Source organism: Novosphingobium sp. BL-S-21 (assembly GCF_055521655.1).
The window spans coordinates 376,805-395,986 of record NZ_JBVFVP010000003.1 but is presented as its reverse complement, the minus strand read 5'-3'; the positions used below and the strand labels follow the sequence as shown (position 1 = coordinate 395,986).

16 protein-coding genes and 1 pseudogene are annotated in these 19,182 nt (G+C 60.8%); 10 read left to right on the top strand and 7 right to left on the bottom strand.

The genetic code is table 11. From position 1 onward, the window contains the following. Positions 1-55 precede the first annotated feature (55 nt). From groL to ACZ1J6_RS24140, 3 genes are all read left to right on the top strand, one after another. Entirely contained in the window at positions 56-1,657 is a 1,602-nt protein-coding gene (groL, locus tag ACZ1J6_RS24150; protein ID WP_465128817.1) for a chaperonin GroEL, read from the top strand. 1,126 nt (positions 1,658-2,783) lie between these two features. Then, positions 2,784-3,938, top strand: a complete 1,155-nt coding sequence (locus ACZ1J6_RS24145; protein WP_465128816.1) for a hypothetical protein — start codon at positions 2,784-2,786, stop codon at positions 3,936-3,938. A 75-nt stretch (positions 3,939-4,013) separates the two neighbouring features. Next, complete coding sequence (locus ACZ1J6_RS24140) at positions 4,014-4,241, top strand: hypothetical protein (protein WP_465128815.1); 228 nt, start codon at positions 4,014-4,016, stop codon at positions 4,239-4,241. A gap of 436 nt (positions 4,242-4,677) precedes the next feature. Here ACZ1J6_RS24140 and ACZ1J6_RS24135 read toward each other — a convergent pair whose 3' ends face one another. Beyond that, positions 4,678-5,532: a transporter gene (locus ACZ1J6_RS24135; RefSeq protein ID WP_465128814.1), complete on the bottom strand. Its 855-nt coding sequence runs from the start codon at positions 5,530-5,532 to the stop codon at positions 4,678-4,680. A 487-nt stretch (positions 5,533-6,019) separates the two neighbouring features. On the opposite strand from ACZ1J6_RS24135, the gene istA reads away from it, so the two are divergent. Continuing rightward, positions 6,020-7,546, top strand: coding sequence for an IS21 family transposase (gene istA, locus ACZ1J6_RS24130; RefSeq protein ID WP_465127791.1), 1,527 nt, complete (start codon positions 6,020-6,022; stop codon positions 7,544-7,546). Positions 7,547-7,556: 10 nt separating this feature from the next. After that, on the top strand, positions 7,557-8,297 hold the full coding sequence (istB, locus tag ACZ1J6_RS24125) for an IS21-like element helper ATPase IstB (RefSeq protein ID WP_021235376.1): 741 nt from the start codon (positions 7,557-7,559) through the stop codon (positions 8,295-8,297). 945 nt (positions 8,298-9,242) lie between these two features. Here istB and ACZ1J6_RS24120 read toward each other — a convergent pair. After that, the gene (locus tag ACZ1J6_RS24120) at positions 9,243-9,530 is read right to left on the bottom strand and encodes a transposase (protein WP_465128813.1); all 288 of its coding nucleotides are present in this window, start codon (positions 9,528-9,530) and stop codon (positions 9,243-9,245) included. Between the two features lie 199 nt (positions 9,531-9,729). Beyond that, complete coding sequence (locus ACZ1J6_RS24115) at positions 9,730-10,320, bottom strand: hypothetical protein (RefSeq protein WP_465128812.1); 591 nt, start codon at positions 10,318-10,320, stop codon at positions 9,730-9,732. A gap of 731 nt (positions 10,321-11,051) precedes the next feature. On the opposite strand from ACZ1J6_RS24115, the gene ACZ1J6_RS24110 reads away from it, so the two are divergent. Together ACZ1J6_RS24110 and ACZ1J6_RS24105 are read left to right on the top strand one after the other, a co-directional pair. Beyond that, a complete protein-coding gene (locus ACZ1J6_RS24110) occupies positions 11,052-12,056 on the top strand; it encodes a SphA family protein (protein WP_465128811.1) in 1,005 nt (334 codons plus the stop codon). Between the two features lie 55 nt (positions 12,057-12,111). Next, positions 12,112-13,287 carry a BamA/TamA family outer membrane protein gene (locus ACZ1J6_RS24105; RefSeq protein WP_465128810.1) on the top strand — a complete coding sequence of 392 codons (1,176 nt, stop codon included), beginning with the start codon at positions 12,112-12,114 and terminating at the stop codon, positions 13,285-13,287. Positions 13,288-13,756: 469 nt separating this feature from the next. On the opposite strand, the gene ACZ1J6_RS24100 is transcribed toward ACZ1J6_RS24105, so the two are convergent. Further along, positions 13,757-14,452 (bottom strand): DUF3313 domain-containing protein, encoded by a 696-nt coding sequence (locus ACZ1J6_RS24100; protein ID WP_465128809.1) that lies wholly within the window; start codon positions 14,450-14,452, stop codon positions 13,757-13,759. Between the two features lie 203 nt (positions 14,453-14,655). Here ACZ1J6_RS24100 and ACZ1J6_RS24095 point away from each other — a divergent pair, with 203 nt between their 5' ends. Further along, complete coding sequence (locus ACZ1J6_RS24095; protein ID WP_465128808.1) at positions 14,656-15,525, top strand: Na+-dependent transporter; 870 nt, start codon at positions 14,656-14,658, stop codon at positions 15,523-15,525. Positions 15,526-15,813: 288 nt separating this feature from the next. Here ACZ1J6_RS24095 and ACZ1J6_RS24090 read toward each other — a convergent pair. Next, a pseudogene (locus ACZ1J6_RS24090) lies at positions 15,814-16,065 on the bottom strand (SUMF1/EgtB/PvdO family nonheme iron enzyme); the annotation flags it as partial. Between the two features lie 57 nt (positions 16,066-16,122). Beyond that, on the bottom strand, positions 16,123-16,428 hold the full coding sequence (locus ACZ1J6_RS24085; protein WP_465128807.1) for an SUMF1/EgtB/PvdO family nonheme iron enzyme: 306 nt from the start codon (positions 16,426-16,428) through the stop codon (positions 16,123-16,125). A gap of 460 nt (positions 16,429-16,888) precedes the next feature. On the opposite strand from ACZ1J6_RS24085, the gene ACZ1J6_RS24080 reads away from it, so the two are divergent. Both ACZ1J6_RS24080 and ACZ1J6_RS24075 read left to right on the top strand, forming a co-directional pair. Next, positions 16,889-17,530, top strand: a complete 642-nt coding sequence (locus ACZ1J6_RS24080; RefSeq protein ID WP_132269444.1) for a hypothetical protein — start codon at positions 16,889-16,891, stop codon at positions 17,528-17,530. Between the two features lie 186 nt (positions 17,531-17,716). After that, a complete protein-coding gene (locus tag ACZ1J6_RS24075) occupies positions 17,717-17,830 on the top strand; it encodes a hypothetical protein (protein WP_465128847.1) in 114 nt (37 codons plus the stop codon). A gap of 337 nt (positions 17,831-18,167) precedes the next feature. Here ACZ1J6_RS24075 and ACZ1J6_RS24070 read toward each other — a convergent pair whose 3' ends face one another. After that, positions 18,168-19,091: an SDR family oxidoreductase gene (locus ACZ1J6_RS24070; protein ID WP_132269446.1), complete on the bottom strand. Its 924-nt coding sequence runs from the start codon at positions 19,089-19,091 to the stop codon at positions 18,168-18,170. Between the last annotated feature and the right edge of the window lie 91 nt (positions 19,092-19,182).

The window sequence follows — 19,182 nt, the reverse complement described above, 5'->3', positions numbered from 1 at the left end:
AGCGGGCCGGCGCTTCCCGGCGAAGTCGACATCTCCACCTAGAAGGATAACGACCATGACCGCCAAAGATGTACGATTTTCGCGCGATATCCGCGAATCTCTCAGCCGAGGCGTTGATACTCTCGCCAATGCTGTGAAAGTGACGCTTGGCCCCAAGGGCCGCAACGTGCTGCTGGACAAAAGCTACGGCGCGCCCCGTATCACCAAGGACGGCGTCACCGTCGCCAAGGAAATCGACCTCGTCGACAAGTTCGAAAACATGGGCGCGCAGCTGATGCGCACTGTAGCATCGCGGACCAACGATCACGCGGGCGATGGGACGACCACCGCCACCGTGCTCGCGCAGGCGATCGTCCGCGCGGGCATGAAATCGGTCGCTGCACAGTCCAATCCGATCGACCTGAAGCGCGGCATCGACATTGCGGTCAAGGCAGTGGTCGCCGAACTCAAGGCCCGGTCCAAGCCCGTGGCGGGAACGGACGAGGTCGGGCAGGTCGGTACCATTTCGGCCAACGGAGATGAAATCATTGGCCGCAAGATCGCCGAAGCTATGGAAAAGGTCGGCAAGGAAGGCATCATTGCGGTCGAGGAAGGCTCCGGCGTCGAATTCGAGCTCGATGTCGTCGAGGGCATGCAGTTCGACCGCGGCTACCTTTCGCCCTATTTCGTGACCAACCCCGCGAAACTGACGGTTGAACTGGCCGATCCGCATATTTTGCTGTTTGAGAAGAAGTTGGGAGCGCTTGCCCCGATCCTTCCCTTGCTCGAAGCCGTCGTCCAGTCCGGACGGCCGCTGCTCATCATCGCCGAGGACGTCGAGGGCGAGACTTTGGCAACGCTAGTCGTCAACAAGCTGCGCGGTAGCCTGAATGTTGCCGCGGTAAAGGCACCAGGCTTCGGTGATCGCCGCAAGGCCATGCTGGAGGATATCGCGGTCCTGACGGGCAGCGAAGTCGTCTCAGAAGATCTCGGGATCACGCTTGAAAACATCACGCTCGCCATGCTGGGCACGGCCAAAAAGGTGACGATCGACAAGGATACCACCACCATCGTCGATGGCGCCGGCACCGCCGATGCGATCAAGGGACGCATCACGGCGATCCGAGGGCAGATAGAAAACACCGCCAGCGAGTACGACCAGGAGAAGCTTCAGGAGCGCCTGGCCAAACTCACTGGCGGCGTCGCGATCATCAGGGTCGGCGGCTCAAGCGAAGTCGAAGTGAGGGAGCGCAAGGACCGGGTCGACGACGCCCTCTTCGCGACGCGTGCCGCCGTCGAGGAGGGGGTCGTGCCGGGCGGCGGCACCGCACTGCTCTACGCCTCCAAGGTGCTGGCCGGGATGAAGGGCGCGAACGACGACCAGACCCGCGGCATCGAGATCGTACGCCGCGCCTTGCAGGCTCCGGTCCGCCAGATCGCGGAAAACGCCGGACACGACGGCAGCCTCGTTGCCGGGCGGCTGTTTGAGGGTGGCGATGAAAACATTGGCTTCAATGCCCAGACGGAGCGCTATGAAAACCTGTTTCAATCCGGCGTCATCGACCCCACCAAGGTTGCCCGCTGCGCCATTCAGGATGCGGCATCAGTCGCGGGAATGGTGATCACCGCAGAAGCGGGTATTGCCGACCTAGTCGAAAATACGTCATCGAAGGCCTGATCTACCTGTCACCATAATTCTCCGTCCTCGAACATCGATTATCCTTCCGAGGTTACAAAGGTAATTTCAATTTCATTCTGGTGATCGGTAGGTTCCTCTAGAACAGGCCGCTCGCCTAAATGATAAATGCCGTGAGCTAGTTGGAATTCGACGCCGCAGGAACGTCGGACATGCTCGCATTTCCATTCTGAAGCGGACATTCGTCAATCGGCCATCTTTTGTGTGTGGAAGGGAAAGGCGGACGGGCAACAGCTGCGACCGGAATATTGGTGGCTGATCGTCTGTGAATGATAACGTGACGGCTCTCGAACCCTCCCGCAGGATGACCAGCGGATGAGGCGGAAGAGAGCCGGGATGGGAACAGCCATGACGATAGGTTTGGATCTGGCGAAGAACGTGTGCCATTGCACGGTGTGGATGCTGATGGTGCAGCGGTACTGCGCCAGCAATTGACGCGCAGTCGCGTCCTGACATTCTTCGCGAAACTGCCGCTTTGCTTGATCGGAATCAAGGCGTGCGCATCAACAGACTTCTGAGCGCGTACAACTCATCGCCCTTGGTCATGATGAAGAGTTGATGCCCGCGCAGTAATGTGACCGTTCGTCAAACGCGGAAAGAAAGATGCAGCGAACGCTGAGGCGATCTGCGAAGCAACGCGGCCGACCATGCGGTTCGTTGGAATTAGGTCACCAGAGCAACAAAGTGCGGTGATGCCGCATTGTGTTCGCCTAATACTTAACCGTCAGCGAACCCAGTTATCGACCGCCTTGCGGGCGCACATAGCGGAGTTCGGCATCGTCGCCCCAATCGGCAGGGAAGGTGGCCGACTGGCGACTGTCAGGTTCGGAGCGATTAACGGCGATCAGCCGCCCTTCCCGAAAATCTGATCGAGCGATTGCGATCGTTCAATGCCCCGCGCTTTCCTCCACATGGGGAAGCCCCCTCGGCTTTTACCGTAAATACCCGATGGTGGTCAGAGAGAATCTCGTCAATCGTCATCCTCAAATGGAGGCGCCCTATGTCAGACACTCATGAAAAGCTTGCAGCGAATATGCCCGCACCCAACCCGTGGCTGACGCCGAGCGTCTATCCTACATCCCACTTCAACCCAGGCGCGACGGATTCCGTGGCCATTGCAGGCCCGATACAGGGAAAGACCCTCGTAAAGGGCGACGATGCAAAATTCGTTCGCAACTTCATGGCTTCGAACCCCACTTTGAAGAAGATCGGGAGCGATACGGTTGCGTTCGCCAGCGGCATGTTCGGCCTGCGAAAGCTATTCCTCACTGGCAAGGCGATCGAATCGATTTCCTACATGGCCTATCCCGGCTTCGAAGAGGTGTTTGAAGGTGCCGACGAGGCAACGGTCGAAGGTCTACTCGCGGAATGGGACAAGGCGCGCCGAGAGGGCGACGATGCGAAATTGATGGAGGCCATCCGCGGCGTCGACGACATCGGCTTCACTCACGCCATCGGTATTAACGGCGTCTACAACCTGTTCGACCGGGACGGCTTCCACTATTGCGTATTCGGCGGCACGCGAGTGCTAAAATGCACTGATGACAACGAGGTCCGCTCGCCCGCCCGCATCGTGAAGGTGGCCGACGTGGCAGCGGCCGTGCCCCCAGACGTCGCACAGTCGGTCAGCCGCATCATCGCGCTGAGCATGACTTATGACGGCTTCCTGGTCGCCGCCGCTCCCGGCGCGGTGATCATTCTCGATCGCGATCTTGCCGTGAAGTCGTACGTGGCCTTCTCGGGCGAAGCCGTCGACAATGCCGTCCCTGTCGACGAGTACGGCGGCATCTACGTCGTAACCTCGCGCAGGATGCTCAAGGTCGTCTGGAACGGCAAGAACCTCTCTTCCGAAGAGGAGGATGGCGCCTGGGAATCCGGCTACGAATGGATGCCTGACGAAAAAGCCTTCGCGCTGGGATCGATCTCGCGAGGATCTGGGACGACGCCCACTCTGATGGGATTCGGCGACGACCCGGATAAGCTCGTTGTTATCGCGGACGGAGCAGAGGGCGGCACCAACCTCGTCGCCTTCTGGCGCGACGACATTCCCGAGGATTTTGAGCAGAAGCCGGGCACTAAGTCGCGCCGCATCGCGGATCAGGCCAGGATCGAGATTTCGAAGGCTACCATCGAACCGTCGCCCAACGTTCTCGGCTACGGCGTGGCCGTCGTCAACAGCACTTATCCCGAGCCGTTCCCCGAGCCAGGCTTCCATAACGGCTTTATGGCGGGGGTCACCCGCCCGGCCCCAAAGGGCATCTAGAAGTTCAACTGGAATCCTGCGACGCGCCGGTTCGAACAAGACTGGCTTAACGCCGAGATCGACAACAGTGATATCATGGTGCCAGTCGTATCGGCAGCGACAGGCCTGCTGTATGCCGCCAACAAACGCGGCCTAACCTACGAATATGCCGGTCTCGACTGGGTGACAGGCGAGGTCAAGGCACGCTGGGTGTTCCCGGACGACAGCGCCATGTGGAATGCTTTCGGCGGCATCACCACCATCCTTGAAGACGGTGACCTTCTAATAGGCGGGGCCTTTGCAATCAAACGTATCATCGGCTGAAAACCCGTTATCGCCCGCATTCACCCTTGGATCGCGATATTCGGACGGTTCCGGAGCGAATCCGTGCCCACCAGCAGCTTTTCTCTCGCTAGGTTTGGGGGTCTTGAAGGAACGACCAATTCCAAATATTTGAGTTGGGCGGCCGCACGGCGATAATGGGCGTCGAGCCACTGGCATACACCGCTGCTTGAGAATAATGCGCTCGTCAAGCAACCCCGCCCCATAAACACCACGGTCACCGTAGCCGAGGTTGTCGGCGAGGATGAAGAGGATGTTGGGGCGCGAAGCGCGAGGTCATGTGGGGACGGGCATCGGTGCCCCCATCATCAGGCCCGCCAAGCCTCCGGCTGCCAGCAGAGCGAGGACGTTGCAGCCACTTGAGACCATTTTAATCTCGACAGGCTCAAGATTTTCGCCGCTGGCGAACATCTTATGGTCAGAAAAAGAAGCCGATGCGCAACTCTAGTTGCCAGTCGTACTGTTTGTAGTCGTTCACCAGCGCCACATCGCCTTGCAGCGACATCACCGTCGTCGGATTGATCTTCTTGCCGATGGTGGCGTCGAGCGGGAGGAAAAGCCGCCAGTCGTCCTTGGTGTTCAATTTCGCCTCGGGACTGAACGTGACGAACCACTTCTCCGGCAACTGCCAGTTGAAGATCGGTTGCACGCTGACCACGTTGATGTCGGCCCGGTCGTCCTTCCCCGCAAAGCTGAAGGTATCCCGTACAATCAGGCCGACAAAGGTACCGCGGCTGATGTCGGGGAGTTGGTAAATGATGGCGGCTGTCGGAACGAGCTGCCACTTGCCAGTGGTGAACCGGTCGTCAGTCCCAGTCGGGATGATTAGCTGCGTCCCAAGGGCCATGGTCGCAGGTCCGCGCGGGGGCGCGATGAAAAGGGCTTGTGTCAGGACATCACCCAGGCCGACCTTGTGATTGCCGTCAGGATCGGCCAGCGTCAGTGCTTCGTTACGGACGATGGGTATGTCGCCGCGCGTGCTGAGCTTCCAGCCTCCGCCAAGCATGAACGGTTTGTCCGCGCGAAGGGTCAGTGTCTCCGCATCAAGGCCATTGGGCTGGTTCTGGTATTTCAGACGAACGTCGAACCTGGTGACCGGCCTGGTGGGGTCTTGTCCGCTGTTTTCTTCGTGTTCGTCTGCAGCTTGAGACGCCGTAGCCTGTGCTGATGCTGAAAGCGGGACCGCGACGGCGGCTAAGCATCCAAGCAGGCTCCAGGCTCGATATGTCCACGATGGTACCGTCTTTTCACGAAACACACGATTCCCCAACATGAATGCGCACTGCATAGAGGTGCTAGTGAGGAGGACGCTAGGCCGCGCTTAACCCGGTTAGGATCGGGAAAAACTGAGTATCATTGGCGATTGTCCGAAGGACGTGATCCACAGCTTGCCTACCTTCAGACTTTCGGGATAGCGCGCGCACGGGGCTCCGCGCCCCATTCCGCATGTCCTCGCACGCGGATCCCGGTCGGCCGTTGCTGGCTATCTATTTCAACTTCGATCTCCTCTCGGTGCCGAGATAGCCGACGCAATCAACATGCCGGACATGCCGCATCGCCGTGAGCAAGCGCTTAGTCTGCGGATTCCGGGGTCATCCCGGCCACCATTCCGATTTGATCCCGGCCGGGATTCCGAGATGATGCCGGCCACCATTCCGAGCAATTCCCGGCCACCCGGGAGGGAGTGAGAAGCCCGATCGTTGGGTCCATCTTATCGGCGCAGCAGCCGGAGGATGGAGATGCCGACGAGGAGGCCGAAGATGCGCCATGTGCGCGAAGTAATGAGAATGCATCGGGAGGCTTGTGTCCCGATGCGCGAGATCGCCCGACTGACTGGCCTTGCTCGATCAACAGTGCGCGACATGATCGTGCGCTTCGATCGCTCGGGATTGGCGTGGCCGGTTCCGTCGGAGATCGGCGACATAGATCTGGAGGGACGCTTGTATGGCGCCTCCGGCGTAAAGCCGGGACGACGCAAGCTTCCGGAGCCGGACTGGCCGGTGGTAGCGCGCGAACTGAAGCGCAAACACGTGACGCTGCAGGTGCTCTGGGAGGAGTATCGGGCCGAGCATCCGGACGGGTATCGCTACTCGAGATTCTGCGATCTGTTCCGCCGCTGGGAAGGCCGCTTGCCGCTGGTCATGCGCCAGAGCCATGCCGGGGGCGAGAAGCTGTTCCTTGATTACGCTGGCGATACGGTGCCGGTCGTGGTGGACCGGCGGACCGGGGAAGTCCGCGGTGCCCACATCTTCGTCGCCGTGATGGGCGGATCGAGCCTGTCGTTTGCGCTGGCGACGTGGACCGAGCAGTTTCCTGACTGGATCGCGGGTAACAATGCTGCCTTCGCCTTCTTCCGCGGCGTGCCCCAGTTGCTGGTGCCCGACAATGCCAAGGTGGCGGTGATCAAGGCCTGTCACTTCGATCCTCAGGTGAACCGCAGTTACACGGACATGGCCCGGCATTACGGCACGGCGATCCTGCCGACCCGGCCGCGCAGGCCGCGGGACAAGGCCAAGGTCGAGGCCTGCGTCGGTATCGTCGAGCGCTGGCTATTAGGCCGCTTACGTAACCGGATCTTCTACAGCCTCGCCGAGGTGAACGCAGCGATCGCCGAATGCCTTGCCGATCTCAATGATCGGCGGGTGCTGCGCCAGTTCGGCAAGACACGCCGCCAGCTGTTCAACGAAGTCGATGTTCCAAACCTCAAGCCGCTGCCGGCAGAGCCGTGGGTTCATGCCGAATGGCGCCGCTGCCGCGTCGGGCTCGATTATCATATCGCGATCGATCGGCATCATTACTCCGTCCCGCATCGCTTCGCCCGCCGCGAGGTCGAAGCTCGGTTCACTGCCAGCACGGTAGAGATCTTCCTGGGAGGCGAGCGCATCGCCGTGCACATGCGCGGCAGCGGGAATGGCCGGCACACTACGGTCCCCGAGCACATGCCCTCCAGCCATCGGCGCTACGGCGAATGGACGCCGGCAAAGATCCGCGAAGAGGCAAGCCGGATCGGGCCGATGTTGTCCCTATTGGTGGAGAAGGTCATCGAGGCGAAGCCCCATCCCGAACAGGGCTACCGGTCATGCTTGGGCATCATCGGGCTCGAGAAACGCTTCGGTGCCCAGCGGCTCGAAGCCGCGGCGCTGCGCGCGCTGGAAATCCAGGCGCGCAATTATCCGTCGGTCAAATCGATCCTCGAGAAGGGGCTCGATCAGGTGCCTGTTCCCCAATCCCCCGAGCAAGAGCCGATCATCCACTCCAACATCCGCGGCTCGAGCTACTACAACTGAAGGAGCAAGAATGCTGAAGCATCCCACTCTGGACCTTCTGGGCCAGCTTGGCCTGGCCGGCATGGCCAAGGCCTTCGCCGAGATGGAAGGCAACGACGATGCAGATGGCCTCAGCCATGCCGAATGGCTGGCGCTGCTGCTCGACCACGAGGCCACCTACCGAAATGACAGACGCCTCGCTTTGCGCCTGCGTCACGCCAAACTGCGGCACCGCGCCGTGCCTGAGGATGTTGATTATCGAACACGCCGCAGCCTTGATCGCCGGCTCTTCGAAACGCTGCTCGCCGGTGACTGGATATCCAGGCACGAGAACTTGGCCATCATCGGCCCGACCGGCATCGGCAAAAGTTGGTTGGCCTGTGCGATCGGCCACAAGGCCTGCCGTGATAATCGTTCGGTTCTCTACACGAGGTTGCCGCGGCTGATCGACGAGCTCACGCTGGCCAAAGGTGACGGCCGTATCGCCGCCCGCCTGAAAAGCCTCGCCCGGGTGGAGCTACTGATCCTGGACGATTGGGGCCTTCAGCCGCTCGACGGCAACGCCCGCCATCATCTCCTGGAAATCCTCGAAGACCGCTACGGTCAGCGCTCCACCCTCGTCACCAGCCAACTTCCCGTGGCCCGCTGGCATCAGACCATAAACGATCCGACATACGCCGACGCCATCCTGGACCGCCTCGTTCACAATGCACACCGCCTCGAACTCGAGGGTGAATCCATGCGCCGGCCTGCGACCCAAACCGCCGCTTGACCACCGTCAATCCCTAATGCCATCAAGCGAAACGATCTGGCTTCTACCCGGCCGGGATCAAATCGGAATGATGGCCGGGATCAGATTGGAACAGGCGACCGGGATCATCGGAATCCGCACTTAGTCTGGTGTCGAGTCCGATGGACCCATCCGTCCGCGATGTTTTTCGACGATTGCTGGAGAAGCTTTAGGCGCCGCAGGAATGCACTGTCCTAGGCCGAGGCCTCCTTCGCGAACTGCCGTTCCCCGCGATGTTATGGCCGCAATCCAGGCCATTTGTGGCTGCCTTATAGCGCGCGGGAACGGCAGGTCGGATCGTGAAGAGTTTGTCCATGATCCGCGAACGCAACCACGAAGGACTTACCGCGCGCGCCCTCGTTCAGGCAGCGGGGACGAGCGTGGCTTCATACAATATTGAATTCTAAGCCCTTACCGAAGGTTCGGCCATGCAGTACATCAAAGCCGTGCCCTTGCACGAGGATCGCACGTAGTGAAACGTCCACCACGGCAGTCTCAATGCAGGTTGCTATGCCAGGCCAGCGCCGTTCAGCCGCAACTTCAAACGCCATTTCCGTCGCAGTCTTAGCGATGAGGCCCACTGGCCTCGCCCGGGCCTCGGCGAGTTTTCGTAAAGGGCGTCGCTGCTATCGATCTTCGATCCGATGCGGTGGTTTTAGCACTTGCAGAAACATCTTCGCACTTGCAGCATGCGCGAGCCTTTCAGGCATCTTCTCCAAACTATCAGGCCGATCTTGACACGGCCTTTTTTCGTGATTGGCGAAGGTTTCTCGCGCTGATCTATCTCCCGCAAAATCCACCCGGGCCCGTTCCATGCGTCCGACATCGACCGTCCAGCATTTGGGAAAAAAGAGACGTAAGTCTCATCACGGGAACCTCTCTCGACGCCAGGATCACCGAAAGGAGAGACTGACAGTTCGAGGTCTTTCAGAATTCAAAGACATATTGCGCCGCGACGCCAACCGCGTAATCGCCCTTCTTCGATAATGCGGCATCGTCAATCACCAGATAGGTCGCGTTGTCTGCCGCCAAACGATCAACTTCCTGCAGACGAACGGCCTGTAGTGAAGGGCTGCTCCAAAGCCCTTCTGTAACGAAATGATGAATTTGATCAAAGCCAAACTCGCCATCGCGAGCCGCCATCGGTTGCACGCTCTTGCGATCCGCGGGCCTGATCAATCCTGCGATATAGCCCGGACAGACCCGCTGACGCACCTTATGGCGTAGCGGAGACAAAAATGGCGCCTGCTCGTCGCCCTCGAGCTGCGCTAGTCACACAACCATGGCAGGTAGAGAAAGTTGAATTTTAATTCGTCTACGGCCGAATGACAAGCGGACGATTACGTCGTTCGATGCCCTAATACTGAGTTGGCGCACCGCAGCGCAAAACAACCTTCGGATAATAGGCGGCGCATCAGTGGTGCCTCTGCCTAGCAGCCTCCGCCAAGGCAGAGGAGAGATCGGAATACACGTAGGGTCCGACGGAATATACGTTCGTGGTTCTCTTCGTAACGCCATGCGGCAGTCCAGTCGCAGGGGCGTCCAAATGCCCTCCCTCATTTTCCCAGCCGTCCACGTCTTGTGTGTTGCTTAAATCCGGCGAACCGTTTTGCTCCGTGATATCTTGCTGAGAATGGGCATCGATAGCCAATAGGTCGGCATGGATAAGAAGCAGTTGATCGGCGATCATTTCCAACGCCAGGACCTTCCGCTCTTCCGTGGTTCCGCCATGTCTGGCAGCGGCAAGACTGATCATTTCAACTTCCTCGAGTGAAAGCGCTGCCTCGTCGGCTTTGACGGCGGCGTGAGCTAAAGGCGATCTCAGCTCATCCGCGACCATAGTTTCAGAATACTGCTGGATATGGCGACGACTGCGATAAGCGTGCAGTCTTGCTGCGTAATGGGCTGCGATCCTAGAATAGGCTTCCCGATTCTCACCGGGATGTGAAGCCCTCGCGTTTATAAGCGCCAGCTGATGCTGGTAGAGTAACTCGTTGAGGTCCATGGTTTAATTTCCAAATAGGAGTAAGATGTCTCTTGATATTTCTCCGGTTTATGGATTTATCAATATTTTATCTTAACACACCTGCAATTGATAAAGTATTTTATTTGGCTGTATCGAGAGGAAATTGCCTCTTCTTGGCAAGCGAGGCCGGTACCCTTGATGGCCGAAACACCCGAGTCGAAGAGTGGTCTCCTCGGCCCGGCCCAGGATGAGTGTAGGGGTGCAGCCGCCTAGAGCGGCGAGCGAATGGGAGGTGGTCCAGGCTCAGCACCGGGCCGGTATTTGTCAGTGGGTTTAGACCATGGATCGCAGCAAAGGAGAAAGCGGTGGCGACAAATGACCCCCTTGACCCTGAACTCCTCATGTGAGGAGGGTATGGCACAACAGTCGGCGAGACGGGGCTGGAAGAACCAGTGAACGGCAGAGCGCAGTGGGCAAGGCGCCGGCGTCTCTCGGCAAAGGTAATCAAAGCGGCCCCATGCGCACGCCCTTGGCACGCCTCGTGACGTCAGTGCAGGATGGCCTAGCCGAATTCTGAGGCGATACTTCGGGCGCCGCTAGGCTGCCTGACGGGCGTGAGACCATTCGGCGGTCCCCAGCTTGTTCCGGAATAACCCGCAGGTCCGACCGGCCATGCGGATAGCCCGAAGCGAATCCGCGGGAAATCACCAGTTCAGCCCCGTCCCCCCCTGTCGCAATCTGTCCGCTCCAGCAGCGGACCGAGAGCCCCCATGAACAAAAGGATATCGAAGCGTGGCATGCTGAACGTCATGGCCGTGGCCGCCTTGAGCGGCCTGGCGTTCCTTAGCCAACCAGCGAATGCCGCCGAGGGTGGCAGCTCCGTCTACCTGCTGGGATCGGGAGGGCCGGAGGCGGCCCTGCTGCCTCCGGTGGAGGGATTGTTCCTCGACAATACCTATTACTACTACGACGGCGACATCGGGGCGGATCGCAGCTTGGTGGTGGGCGGCAAAGTCGTTCTGGGCCTCGATGCGACGATCGTGGCGCAGTTCACCACCGCCTTGTGGGTTCCTTCGACAAACTTTCTTGGCGGGACGGTAGCATTGGGCTTGGCCCTGCCCATCGGCGCTCCCATGGTCGATGCCTCTGCCGTCCTGAGCGGCCCGCGCGGGCAAGTTTTGGAAGTGTCCCGGCACGACAGCACACTGACAGTAGGCGACCCGCTCGCCACAGCTGAACTTGGCTGGAAATGGGACAACCTGCACGTCACCGCCAGCACCCTCGTCAACGTGCCCGTCGGCCATTACCGCGAGGATCAGCTCGCCAACCTCTCGTTCCATCGCTGGGCTGCCGACGTCTCGCTGGCGGCGAGCTGGCACGACACAAAGTCGGGCTGGGACGTCAGCGCCAAGGCGGGCGTGACCTTCAACGGCACTAACAGGTACACCGACTACGACAGCGGCAACGAATTCCATGTGGAAGCGGCGATCGAAAAGACCTTCTCGCCTAAATTTTCTGCCGGCGTGCAGGGCTACTACTATAACCAGATCAGTGCCGACAGCGGCCCCGGCGCAGTGCTCGGCCCCAACGAAGGCGAGGTGACAGGCGTTGGTGTCACTGCCGCCTACAATACCGTCATGGGCCGCAGCCCCGCCACGTTCCGTGTCCGGGCCTTCAAGGAATTCGACGCCAAGCGCCGGCTCGAAGGGAGCGCGGTAATGGTCAGCCTTTCGCTGCCGCTGAAGATGATCATGCCTCCGCACGCGGCCGAATGACAAAGGGCCGGAGCGATAACGGCTGGAGCGCACGCGCACTGTAAGGAGAAAACGAATGTCCAAGGTCGCGCACACGAGTTCGGCCCGATTGGGTGTACTTCTACCCATCCTCGCGATGGGCCTGCCGACGTCAGCTCTGGCGCAGAACCAGGTCGCGGAGATGGCTACTGGCTCCGTCACCGCTTCTACCGCGCGAGCCGCCGCGGAAGAAGACCCGGAAAAGCTAAAGACGATGAAGCCCGAGCTGCTGGTTGTGCCGATCCCGCTAACAAATCCAACCTTGGGCGCTGGTCTGATGGGAGCGGCCGTCATGTTCTACAATCCGAACGGAAGCGACTCGCCCTGGGTCACGGGTGCGGGAGGTCTCTACACCAGCAACAAGAGCTGGGGCGGCGCTGCCTTCCACAGCATGTCACTCGCGGATGACCGGTTCAAGGTCCTGCTGTTTGGGGGCTATGCCAACATCAACATCAATTTCTACGGCATCGGTGGATCGGCCGGTGACCGTGACGTGTCGATTAAACTGGTCGACAAAGGTATCATGGGACTGGCGCAAGGCCAGTACCGCGTCGCGCCTTACCTTTATGTCGGCGGGCGGTACCAGGTGATGGACCTCGACAACGAGATACGGCGCGAGAACCCACTGTTTCCCGATGCCGACCTGCCACTCCCCGAGTTCAAGAGCATGATTTCCGGAATCGGCCCCTCGATCACTTACGACAGCCGGGACAATCAGTTCGCCCCCCGCACCGGAACTGACATCACGCTGGTCGGCACATTTAACTTCAAGGACCTTGGCAGCGATTTCACGTACAACAAGTGGCAGTTCGCGGCGAACGGCTACTTCCCGGTGACCTCGACGGGGACCTTGGCGGTCAATGGCACGGTATGTGCGGTATCGAAGGGCGGACCATTCTACGACTTGTGCATGTACGGTCAGGCTGGTGAACTGCGGGGCTACGAGATGGGACGCTACCGCGACCGCGCCTCCTGGGCAGCGCAGCTTGAATGGCGCCAGAAGCTCAACGAGAAGTTCGGGGCGGTATGGTTTGCCGGTGTCGGCGGCATCGCCAAAAGCCTCGGTGATCTGGCGGATACCACCATGCTACCCAGTACCGGCATGGGCGTGCGCTATAAGGCGTCAAAGGAAACTGGCATCAATCTGAGGCTGGACTTGGCGATAGGCAAAGACTCGCAGGCAATCTATTTCGGCATTGGCGAGGTCTTCTGAAGCCGGTTTGGTCCAATTTTGCGTTCGTCATTCCATTGATGGCGCGGGGTGCGAGCGCAAGGTCATACCTATGCCGCCCATGCAGCTCAATCGCACCGTTCGCTGGTGGCCGTGCTTCACATTCAGTTTCCCGAGACGTTTCCCATATGTCCCAGGCCGATGATCGTCGCGTGCCCCGTTCTAGTGAACCATTGATCCTTGAAACTCAACATTGAGGAGGCGGATCCTAGGCCGAGGCACTGCAGCGCAGTGCACAGCCGCTGCCTCGCCAGCGATCCAGCATCGCCTTCGGTCCTCGCGCATCCGCCACGGAACGAGGCTCATTCTCACCTGCTCGCTTCGCGTGTCCGCGATCTTGGCCGCCGCAAAGGCATGGAACGGTGGCCATTTATTTTTCGGCCCAACGGGGCAAATATCCCTCGAGCGCATACCAAGAATTTTCTTCGCTCATTTCCTTCTTTAGGAAGGGTTAGCGACCTCCAGGGGCGGCGGACTTCGCCGCAGCCAGTCGCGCGCGCAGCTTGTCAGCCACTGCCGAGGCGACCGCCTTTACGGTGTCAGTGGTGGAAAGCGTGGCGGTGATATCGAGAGCGTCGGGTGCTTCGCGCCGTACGGCGGCGGCCAGCAACTCTCCAGTCTTGGAATCGAACAGCTCAAAGGCCAGTAAGACCGAGCCGGAGAAGCTGCCTTTCTGCCCGGTGATGCTCTTGTAGGCATTGGTCAGCGCACCGATCGGCATGACCGAGGACACGGTGCCCACCCCCGTGGTCGTCTTTGTTGCCCCGACAATGGTGAACTTAAGACGCATTGCGTCGGCCGCGGGTGCACCCACGACCTTGAACGACTTCACCATCTTCTCCTTCAGCGCCTCGGTCAGGATGCCAGCGAACTTCTCGCGCTCCGCCATCGGGATGTTGTCGAACTGCGCATCGGGCCCCTGATAAACTTCTGTGGGCACGATTTGGATGGCATCGTACTTTCCAAGGCTTAGGTCGGGCTTGATGTAGGTCCACGACTCCTTCTTGTCGTGTTTCAATTCCTCGGCCGATTTTAGCTCTGCTGGTGCATGGTCGTTAGTTTGCCCCCACGCACTCGAGCCTGGTGAACTACCGCTTATGGCCACGAGCGAGACCCCTAGGGCTACGCTGACCGCTATTTTTTTCATGACTGCCTCCTTGTCCGGGCATTTGTGTAAACCGGTCAGGAAGCGTGCACCGAATAGCCGAACCCCGCCACTGGGGATGTTCCTGATGGGGAATAAAGGATTATCCGATCTGCAGGCATTTCGCGGCCATGCTGCGGGGTTTCCCCGATGAAAACCCGGCGGCGGAACCCGGATGATGGCGCCTTCTCGAAGAGGAGCCGCCCATGGAGATTCTCAAGCACCTGCTGCCCATCCTACTGACTGTGAGCCTGGCCCTACTCGTCGTCGCGGCGGGAATCGCGTCCTCGCGCGGGGACTTCGCTTCCGTCGTGGCCCACCCCTCCCTGCTGGCCCGCGCTTTCGTGGCCATTGTCGTCATCCCGGTAATTACTGCGATCGCGACCGTGTCGGCCTTTCCGATCTCCAATGCCGCCAAGGCCGGCATCTTCCTGATGGCGATCTCCCCGGTTCCGCCGCTGATGCCCGGAAAGGCGATGAAGTTGGGCGGCAACGCAGGCTACATTTACGGACTGCAGGGCGCCGCCGCGTTGATGGCGCTTCTAACGGTGCCGGCGCTCGGCGCGCTGGGCGCCCGGCTCTACGATGTCCACGCACAGTTCCCCATCGGCATCGTGGCGCGCAACATCTTCGTCGGGCTGGTGGTACCGCTCGCGATTGGCCTCGCCATCGGTCGCTGGCTGTTTCCGAAGGCCTCGCCCGCCCTGCCGCGCACTGTCCTCCTTGTCGCCAACGTCCTGCTGGTGGTTGCATTCGTGCCCCTGCTGATTGGCGTGGCCCCCGAGATGGGCAAGCTGATCGGTGACGGCACGATGGTTGCAATGGCCATCGTCGTCGTCATAGCGCTGGCAGGAGGACACTTCCTGGGAGGGCCAGCGGACGAAGACCGGCCGACGCTCGCCGTCGCCGCCTCGCTGCGCCACCCCGGCATCGCTTTGGCGCTGGCGGGCGCCAATCACGCGGCCAAGCCGGTGACGGCGGCCGTCCTCCTGTTCACGCTGGTGGGGATGGTGGTGCTGATCGTCTACCAGTTGGCAATGAAGACGCACCGCCCGGCACCCGCCTCTCAGGATTAGGCGGCCGGCCTTGCCTCGCACCGAAAGCGGATATGCGACGTGGACGTATCGACTGGATGTGCGAGGCGGACCGACGGGCGGGAACGCCGCCGAGAGCTGGGAGCGCACAGGTTTGACCCGCCCTTCAGAACGTGGCGGGAGATGGCGGGGGGATCGGCAGGATCGACGCTGATCGCCTCGCCGCCGTCGCCGGGCCTCTGGCCACCGCAGCAACTCCCACCGTAGGCTTTCCCGCCGCCGGGGCTGCGACCACCAGTCGACGGTCCATTCCCATACGTTGCCGATCATATCAACAAGGCTGTAGCCGTTGGCCGGATAGCTCCCCACGGCGGAGGTTCGCAGCCAGCCGCCGTCCCATGTATTGGCGTAAGGGGATTGCCCCTGCCACACGTTCGCGTGATGGACGTCGGGGACGAGGTCGTCGCCGCAGGCAAGTTCGGTCCCCTTGCCGCCGGCGCGAGCCGCGAACACCCACTCCGCCTCGGAGGAGAGCGACAGGCCCGTCCATGCGGCGTATGCCTCGACGGGCGAGTGCGACATGGCGGACCGGGTGGTCTGGGAGGGCGTCGATGCGGCTGGCGGACCGGCGGGACGAGGTCAGTCAGCACCGGCGCGATAGTCCCACCACGGGCTAGCGGGCCCTTTGGCATCGACGGGGCGGATGAGTCCTTGGAGGACCAGCGAAGCCGGTACTAGTATCTCCGGCAGCGCCCCGGGATAGTTGCGCGGGTCCGGCGCGATCTCGGCCGAGGTGCGATGGCCGGTCTCGGCCGCGAACTGGGCTTTGTTCACGGGAGCACGGTCGATCCAGAAACCGGGCACCTCCACGATGCGCTCGGTCTTCTCCTTGGGATAGTGATGGTTGGAACACATCGCGAAGTGGCCGCCCGGGATCCATTCCATGGCCCCGTCCCGGCATGCTGCGGGCACGTGGCCATGGTCATTGAGACAGCGCGAAGTCGAACACGATGCTTATGAACGCCGCAACGCAGAGCGCGACCAGAAGCACCGCCATCATTAGGTTGGCCGGAATCACTAACCGGGTCTTGGCATGGACCAGCCGTCTTGCGCCATAAGATGCCGCACCCCGCGCAGTTCGTAGACATGCTGCAGGAGCCGCACGATGCCACCGACCAGCAGCAGCACGCCCAATAGGATCAGCGCCGAACCGAAGTTGCGCTGCGCCCGGCTCTACAGGATCACGCCGGTCTGTCAGCGTTGTCCCTAGGGCGGCGCACGGACGCCCTCGATGGCGCGCGGGCCGTTCCGCAGCTGAGTCATTCCCGCAGCTCAGTCATTTTCATGATTGGGGCTCGGGTTGCCCCCGATAGCCACGGCGGAAGCGTCCGCCACAATCGGCGCCATGACCGAAAAAGAACCCTGGTGGCGCTCGGGCGCGGCCTATGACACACTGGCCGCGATCGTGCTGTCAATCTCTGCCCTCCTCACTTCGTGGGCGACCTTCCAGGCCGCGCTATGGGACGGGGAGCAGGCGTCCGCCTATACGCAAGCAGGAGCTACCCGCACCCGTGCCGGTCTTCTCGCGACGGAAAACGGGCAATTTCAAGGCGCGGACCTGTTTCTCTTCACGCAGTGGCTCAACGCCTATGCCAGCAAGGACCAGCTGTTGCAGCGCTTCTACTACGAACGCTTCCGCCCTGAATTCCGGCAGGCGTTCGACGCCTGGATCGCGCTGGAGCCGATGCATAATCCCAAGGCGCCGCACTCACCGTTCGTGATGCGCGAATACGCCCCTCGCCTCGCGGTCGAGGCCGCGGCGCTTGACAAGCGCGCCGACGAACAGTTCGAGCGGGGCCAGCGCTTCAACGACATCAGCGACGCCTATGTCGCCGCGACGGTGATCTTCGCGCTGAGCCTGTTTATCGGCGGCATCGCGCAGACTTTCGACCGCAAACATCTGGCCGGCGCACTGACGCTGCTGGGCGCCGCCGCCTGCGTATACGGGCTGCTACGCATGGCGATCCTTCCGACCATGTCCTTGTAGCGGCGCCCCCTTCGCGCCCCGCCCTTTCACGGCCTTTACTCACGGACCAAGGGGTTCCCCGGATTTCGTACCAAGGGGTCCGTTGGGATAGACATAGAGGAGAGACTTCATGCAGGCCCGTAGGGTCACGGTGACTTCGCGCAGCAGTTCGCATTCCAGGGTCCCGACCTCGACTGGCAGCTCTGGATCGCGCGCGGCAAGATCCCGCTGCCGCTTGAGATCGTCATCACCGACCGCATTGACAGCATGCATCCTTCATATTCGGCGGAGCTGACATGGAACACCGCGCTGGCGCTGTAGATTTCCGACTTCAAGTTCACGCCCCCCGCCAAGACGATGTCGATCCAGACGTCCAAGATTACCCAGGACCAGTGACATCGAACACGCCAGCAGAGTGACCGTCCTGCTCGGAACCAGTGCGCTGGTCCTGGGCAGTGTCCTCGCCGCGCTAGCCGAGGCGCAGCACCACTTCGGCGGCGGGGCTGCTTTGAGGTTTTTTAGGTCCATGCTCGATCGCCTTCTGTTCAGTGATGCCAGGACGCCTCCCTGAGTCGGCTCACCGCGGGCTGTCTCGATGGCGACAGACCGCTGGGCGATTAAGCTGCCAGCTTCCATAGGAGCCGCGAAGGAGTGCCTTTCACATTCCAGCGATCGGGGCAATCCTTTCAACAGGCAAGGCATAATCCATGACAGCTAGGTCGGACAACAGGTCTACGCCGTTGGGATTCCATCCAAGACGCTCCCGGGTCCAGGCATTCGTCCCTATCATGTCCAATCCTGCGAAAGGTGCCATCCAGCCAAAGTATCGATTGACTTCCTCGGGCCCAATCGAGCGGACCGGCAAACCGACGCGCAGTCCGATCGCCTCGGCAATCGCCCGCGCAGTGACACCCTCTTCCACTGACGCATTATATCGCGCGCCCGGTTCGCCCTTTTCCAACGCGAGAACATAGAGCCTCGCGACATCGCTGACGTGCGCTGCAGCCCACCGGGTTTGACCATCTCCAAGATACGCTGCCGCTCCCGCCCTGCGCGCTTCGGCCGCCAGCGGCGTGACCAAGCCGGCCTTGAGGGTATTATGCACCTGCGGCAGCCTGATCGTGCGCACGTCGATTCGCTGCGCGGTCAGCGCCGCACCGGCCAGCTCCGTTGCAATGCGAGGATTGGCGTGGCGCGGATTTAGTATGTCTTCGGTCGCTGGGCCGCCGTTCAGCGGGGTACCAATGCCAATTCCCGACGTGATCAGGATAGGCTTGTACGTCCCCTCCAGCGCCGTGCCGATCGCAGCTATATTGCGCGCGTCCTTTTTGGCATTCTCCGCAAAGGTTTCGAAATTATGATCGAACGCGCAGTGGATCACTGCATCGGCCGATGCCGCGCCCTTGGCAAGCGTCTCGGGCTGCTCCAGATCACCACGATGAACCGCTGCGCCGGCCGCCTCAAGCTGGCCGGCGCCAGCGTCCGTACGGGTGAGACCAAGCACCTCATGCCCGGCGCCGAGAAGTTCAGGAATTATGTGGGAGCCAATGAACCCCGTCGCACCGGTCAGAAATACACGCATGATAAGTCTCCTGATTGCCGAGACAGTCTGTGGAGGTTAGATTGAACCTGTTAAAGTAGTGACTTTATCATGGTATAAACGGCAACAGGAT

Excerpts from the sequence above, each read along its gene's own strand:
- groL (WP_465128817.1), top strand. The coding sequence starts at position 56 with ATGACCGCCAAAGATGTACGATTTTCGCGCGATATCCGCGAATCTCTC.
- ACZ1J6_RS24140 (WP_465128815.1), top strand. The coding sequence starts at position 4,014 with ATGGTGCCAGTCGTATCGGCAGCGACAGGCCTGCTGTATGCCGCCAAC.
- ACZ1J6_RS24135 (WP_465128814.1), bottom strand. The coding sequence starts at position 5,532 with ATGTTGGGGAATCGTGTGTTTCGTGAAAAGACGGTACCATCGTGGACA.
- istA (WP_465127791.1), top strand. The coding sequence starts at position 6,020 with ATGCGCCATGTGCGCGAAGTAATGAGAATGCATCGGGAGGCTTGTGTC.
- istB (WP_021235376.1), top strand. The coding sequence starts at position 7,557 with ATGCTGAAGCATCCCACTCTGGACCTTCTGGGCCAGCTTGGCCTGGCC.
- ACZ1J6_RS24115 (WP_465128812.1), bottom strand. The coding sequence starts at position 10,320 with ATGGACCTCAACGAGTTACTCTACCAGCATCAGCTGGCGCTTATAAAC.
- ACZ1J6_RS24110 (WP_465128811.1), top strand. The coding sequence starts at position 11,052 with ATGAACAAAAGGATATCGAAGCGTGGCATGCTGAACGTCATGGCCGTG.
- ACZ1J6_RS24105 (WP_465128810.1), top strand. The coding sequence starts at position 12,112 with ATGTCCAAGGTCGCGCACACGAGTTCGGCCCGATTGGGTGTACTTCTA.
- ACZ1J6_RS24100 (WP_465128809.1), bottom strand. The coding sequence starts at position 14,452 with ATGAAAAAAATAGCGGTCAGCGTAGCCCTAGGGGTCTCGCTCGTGGCC.
- ACZ1J6_RS24095 (WP_465128808.1), top strand. The coding sequence starts at position 14,656 with ATGGAGATTCTCAAGCACCTGCTGCCCATCCTACTGACTGTGAGCCTG.
- ACZ1J6_RS24085 (WP_465128807.1), bottom strand. The coding sequence starts at position 16,428 with ATGGAATGGATCCCGGGCGGCCACTTCGCGATGTGTTCCAACCATCAC.
- ACZ1J6_RS24080 (WP_132269444.1), top strand. The coding sequence starts at position 16,889 with ATGACCGAAAAAGAACCCTGGTGGCGCTCGGGCGCGGCCTATGACACA.
- ACZ1J6_RS24070 (WP_132269446.1), bottom strand. The coding sequence starts at position 19,091 with ATGCGTGTATTTCTGACCGGTGCGACGGGGTTCATTGGCTCCCACATA.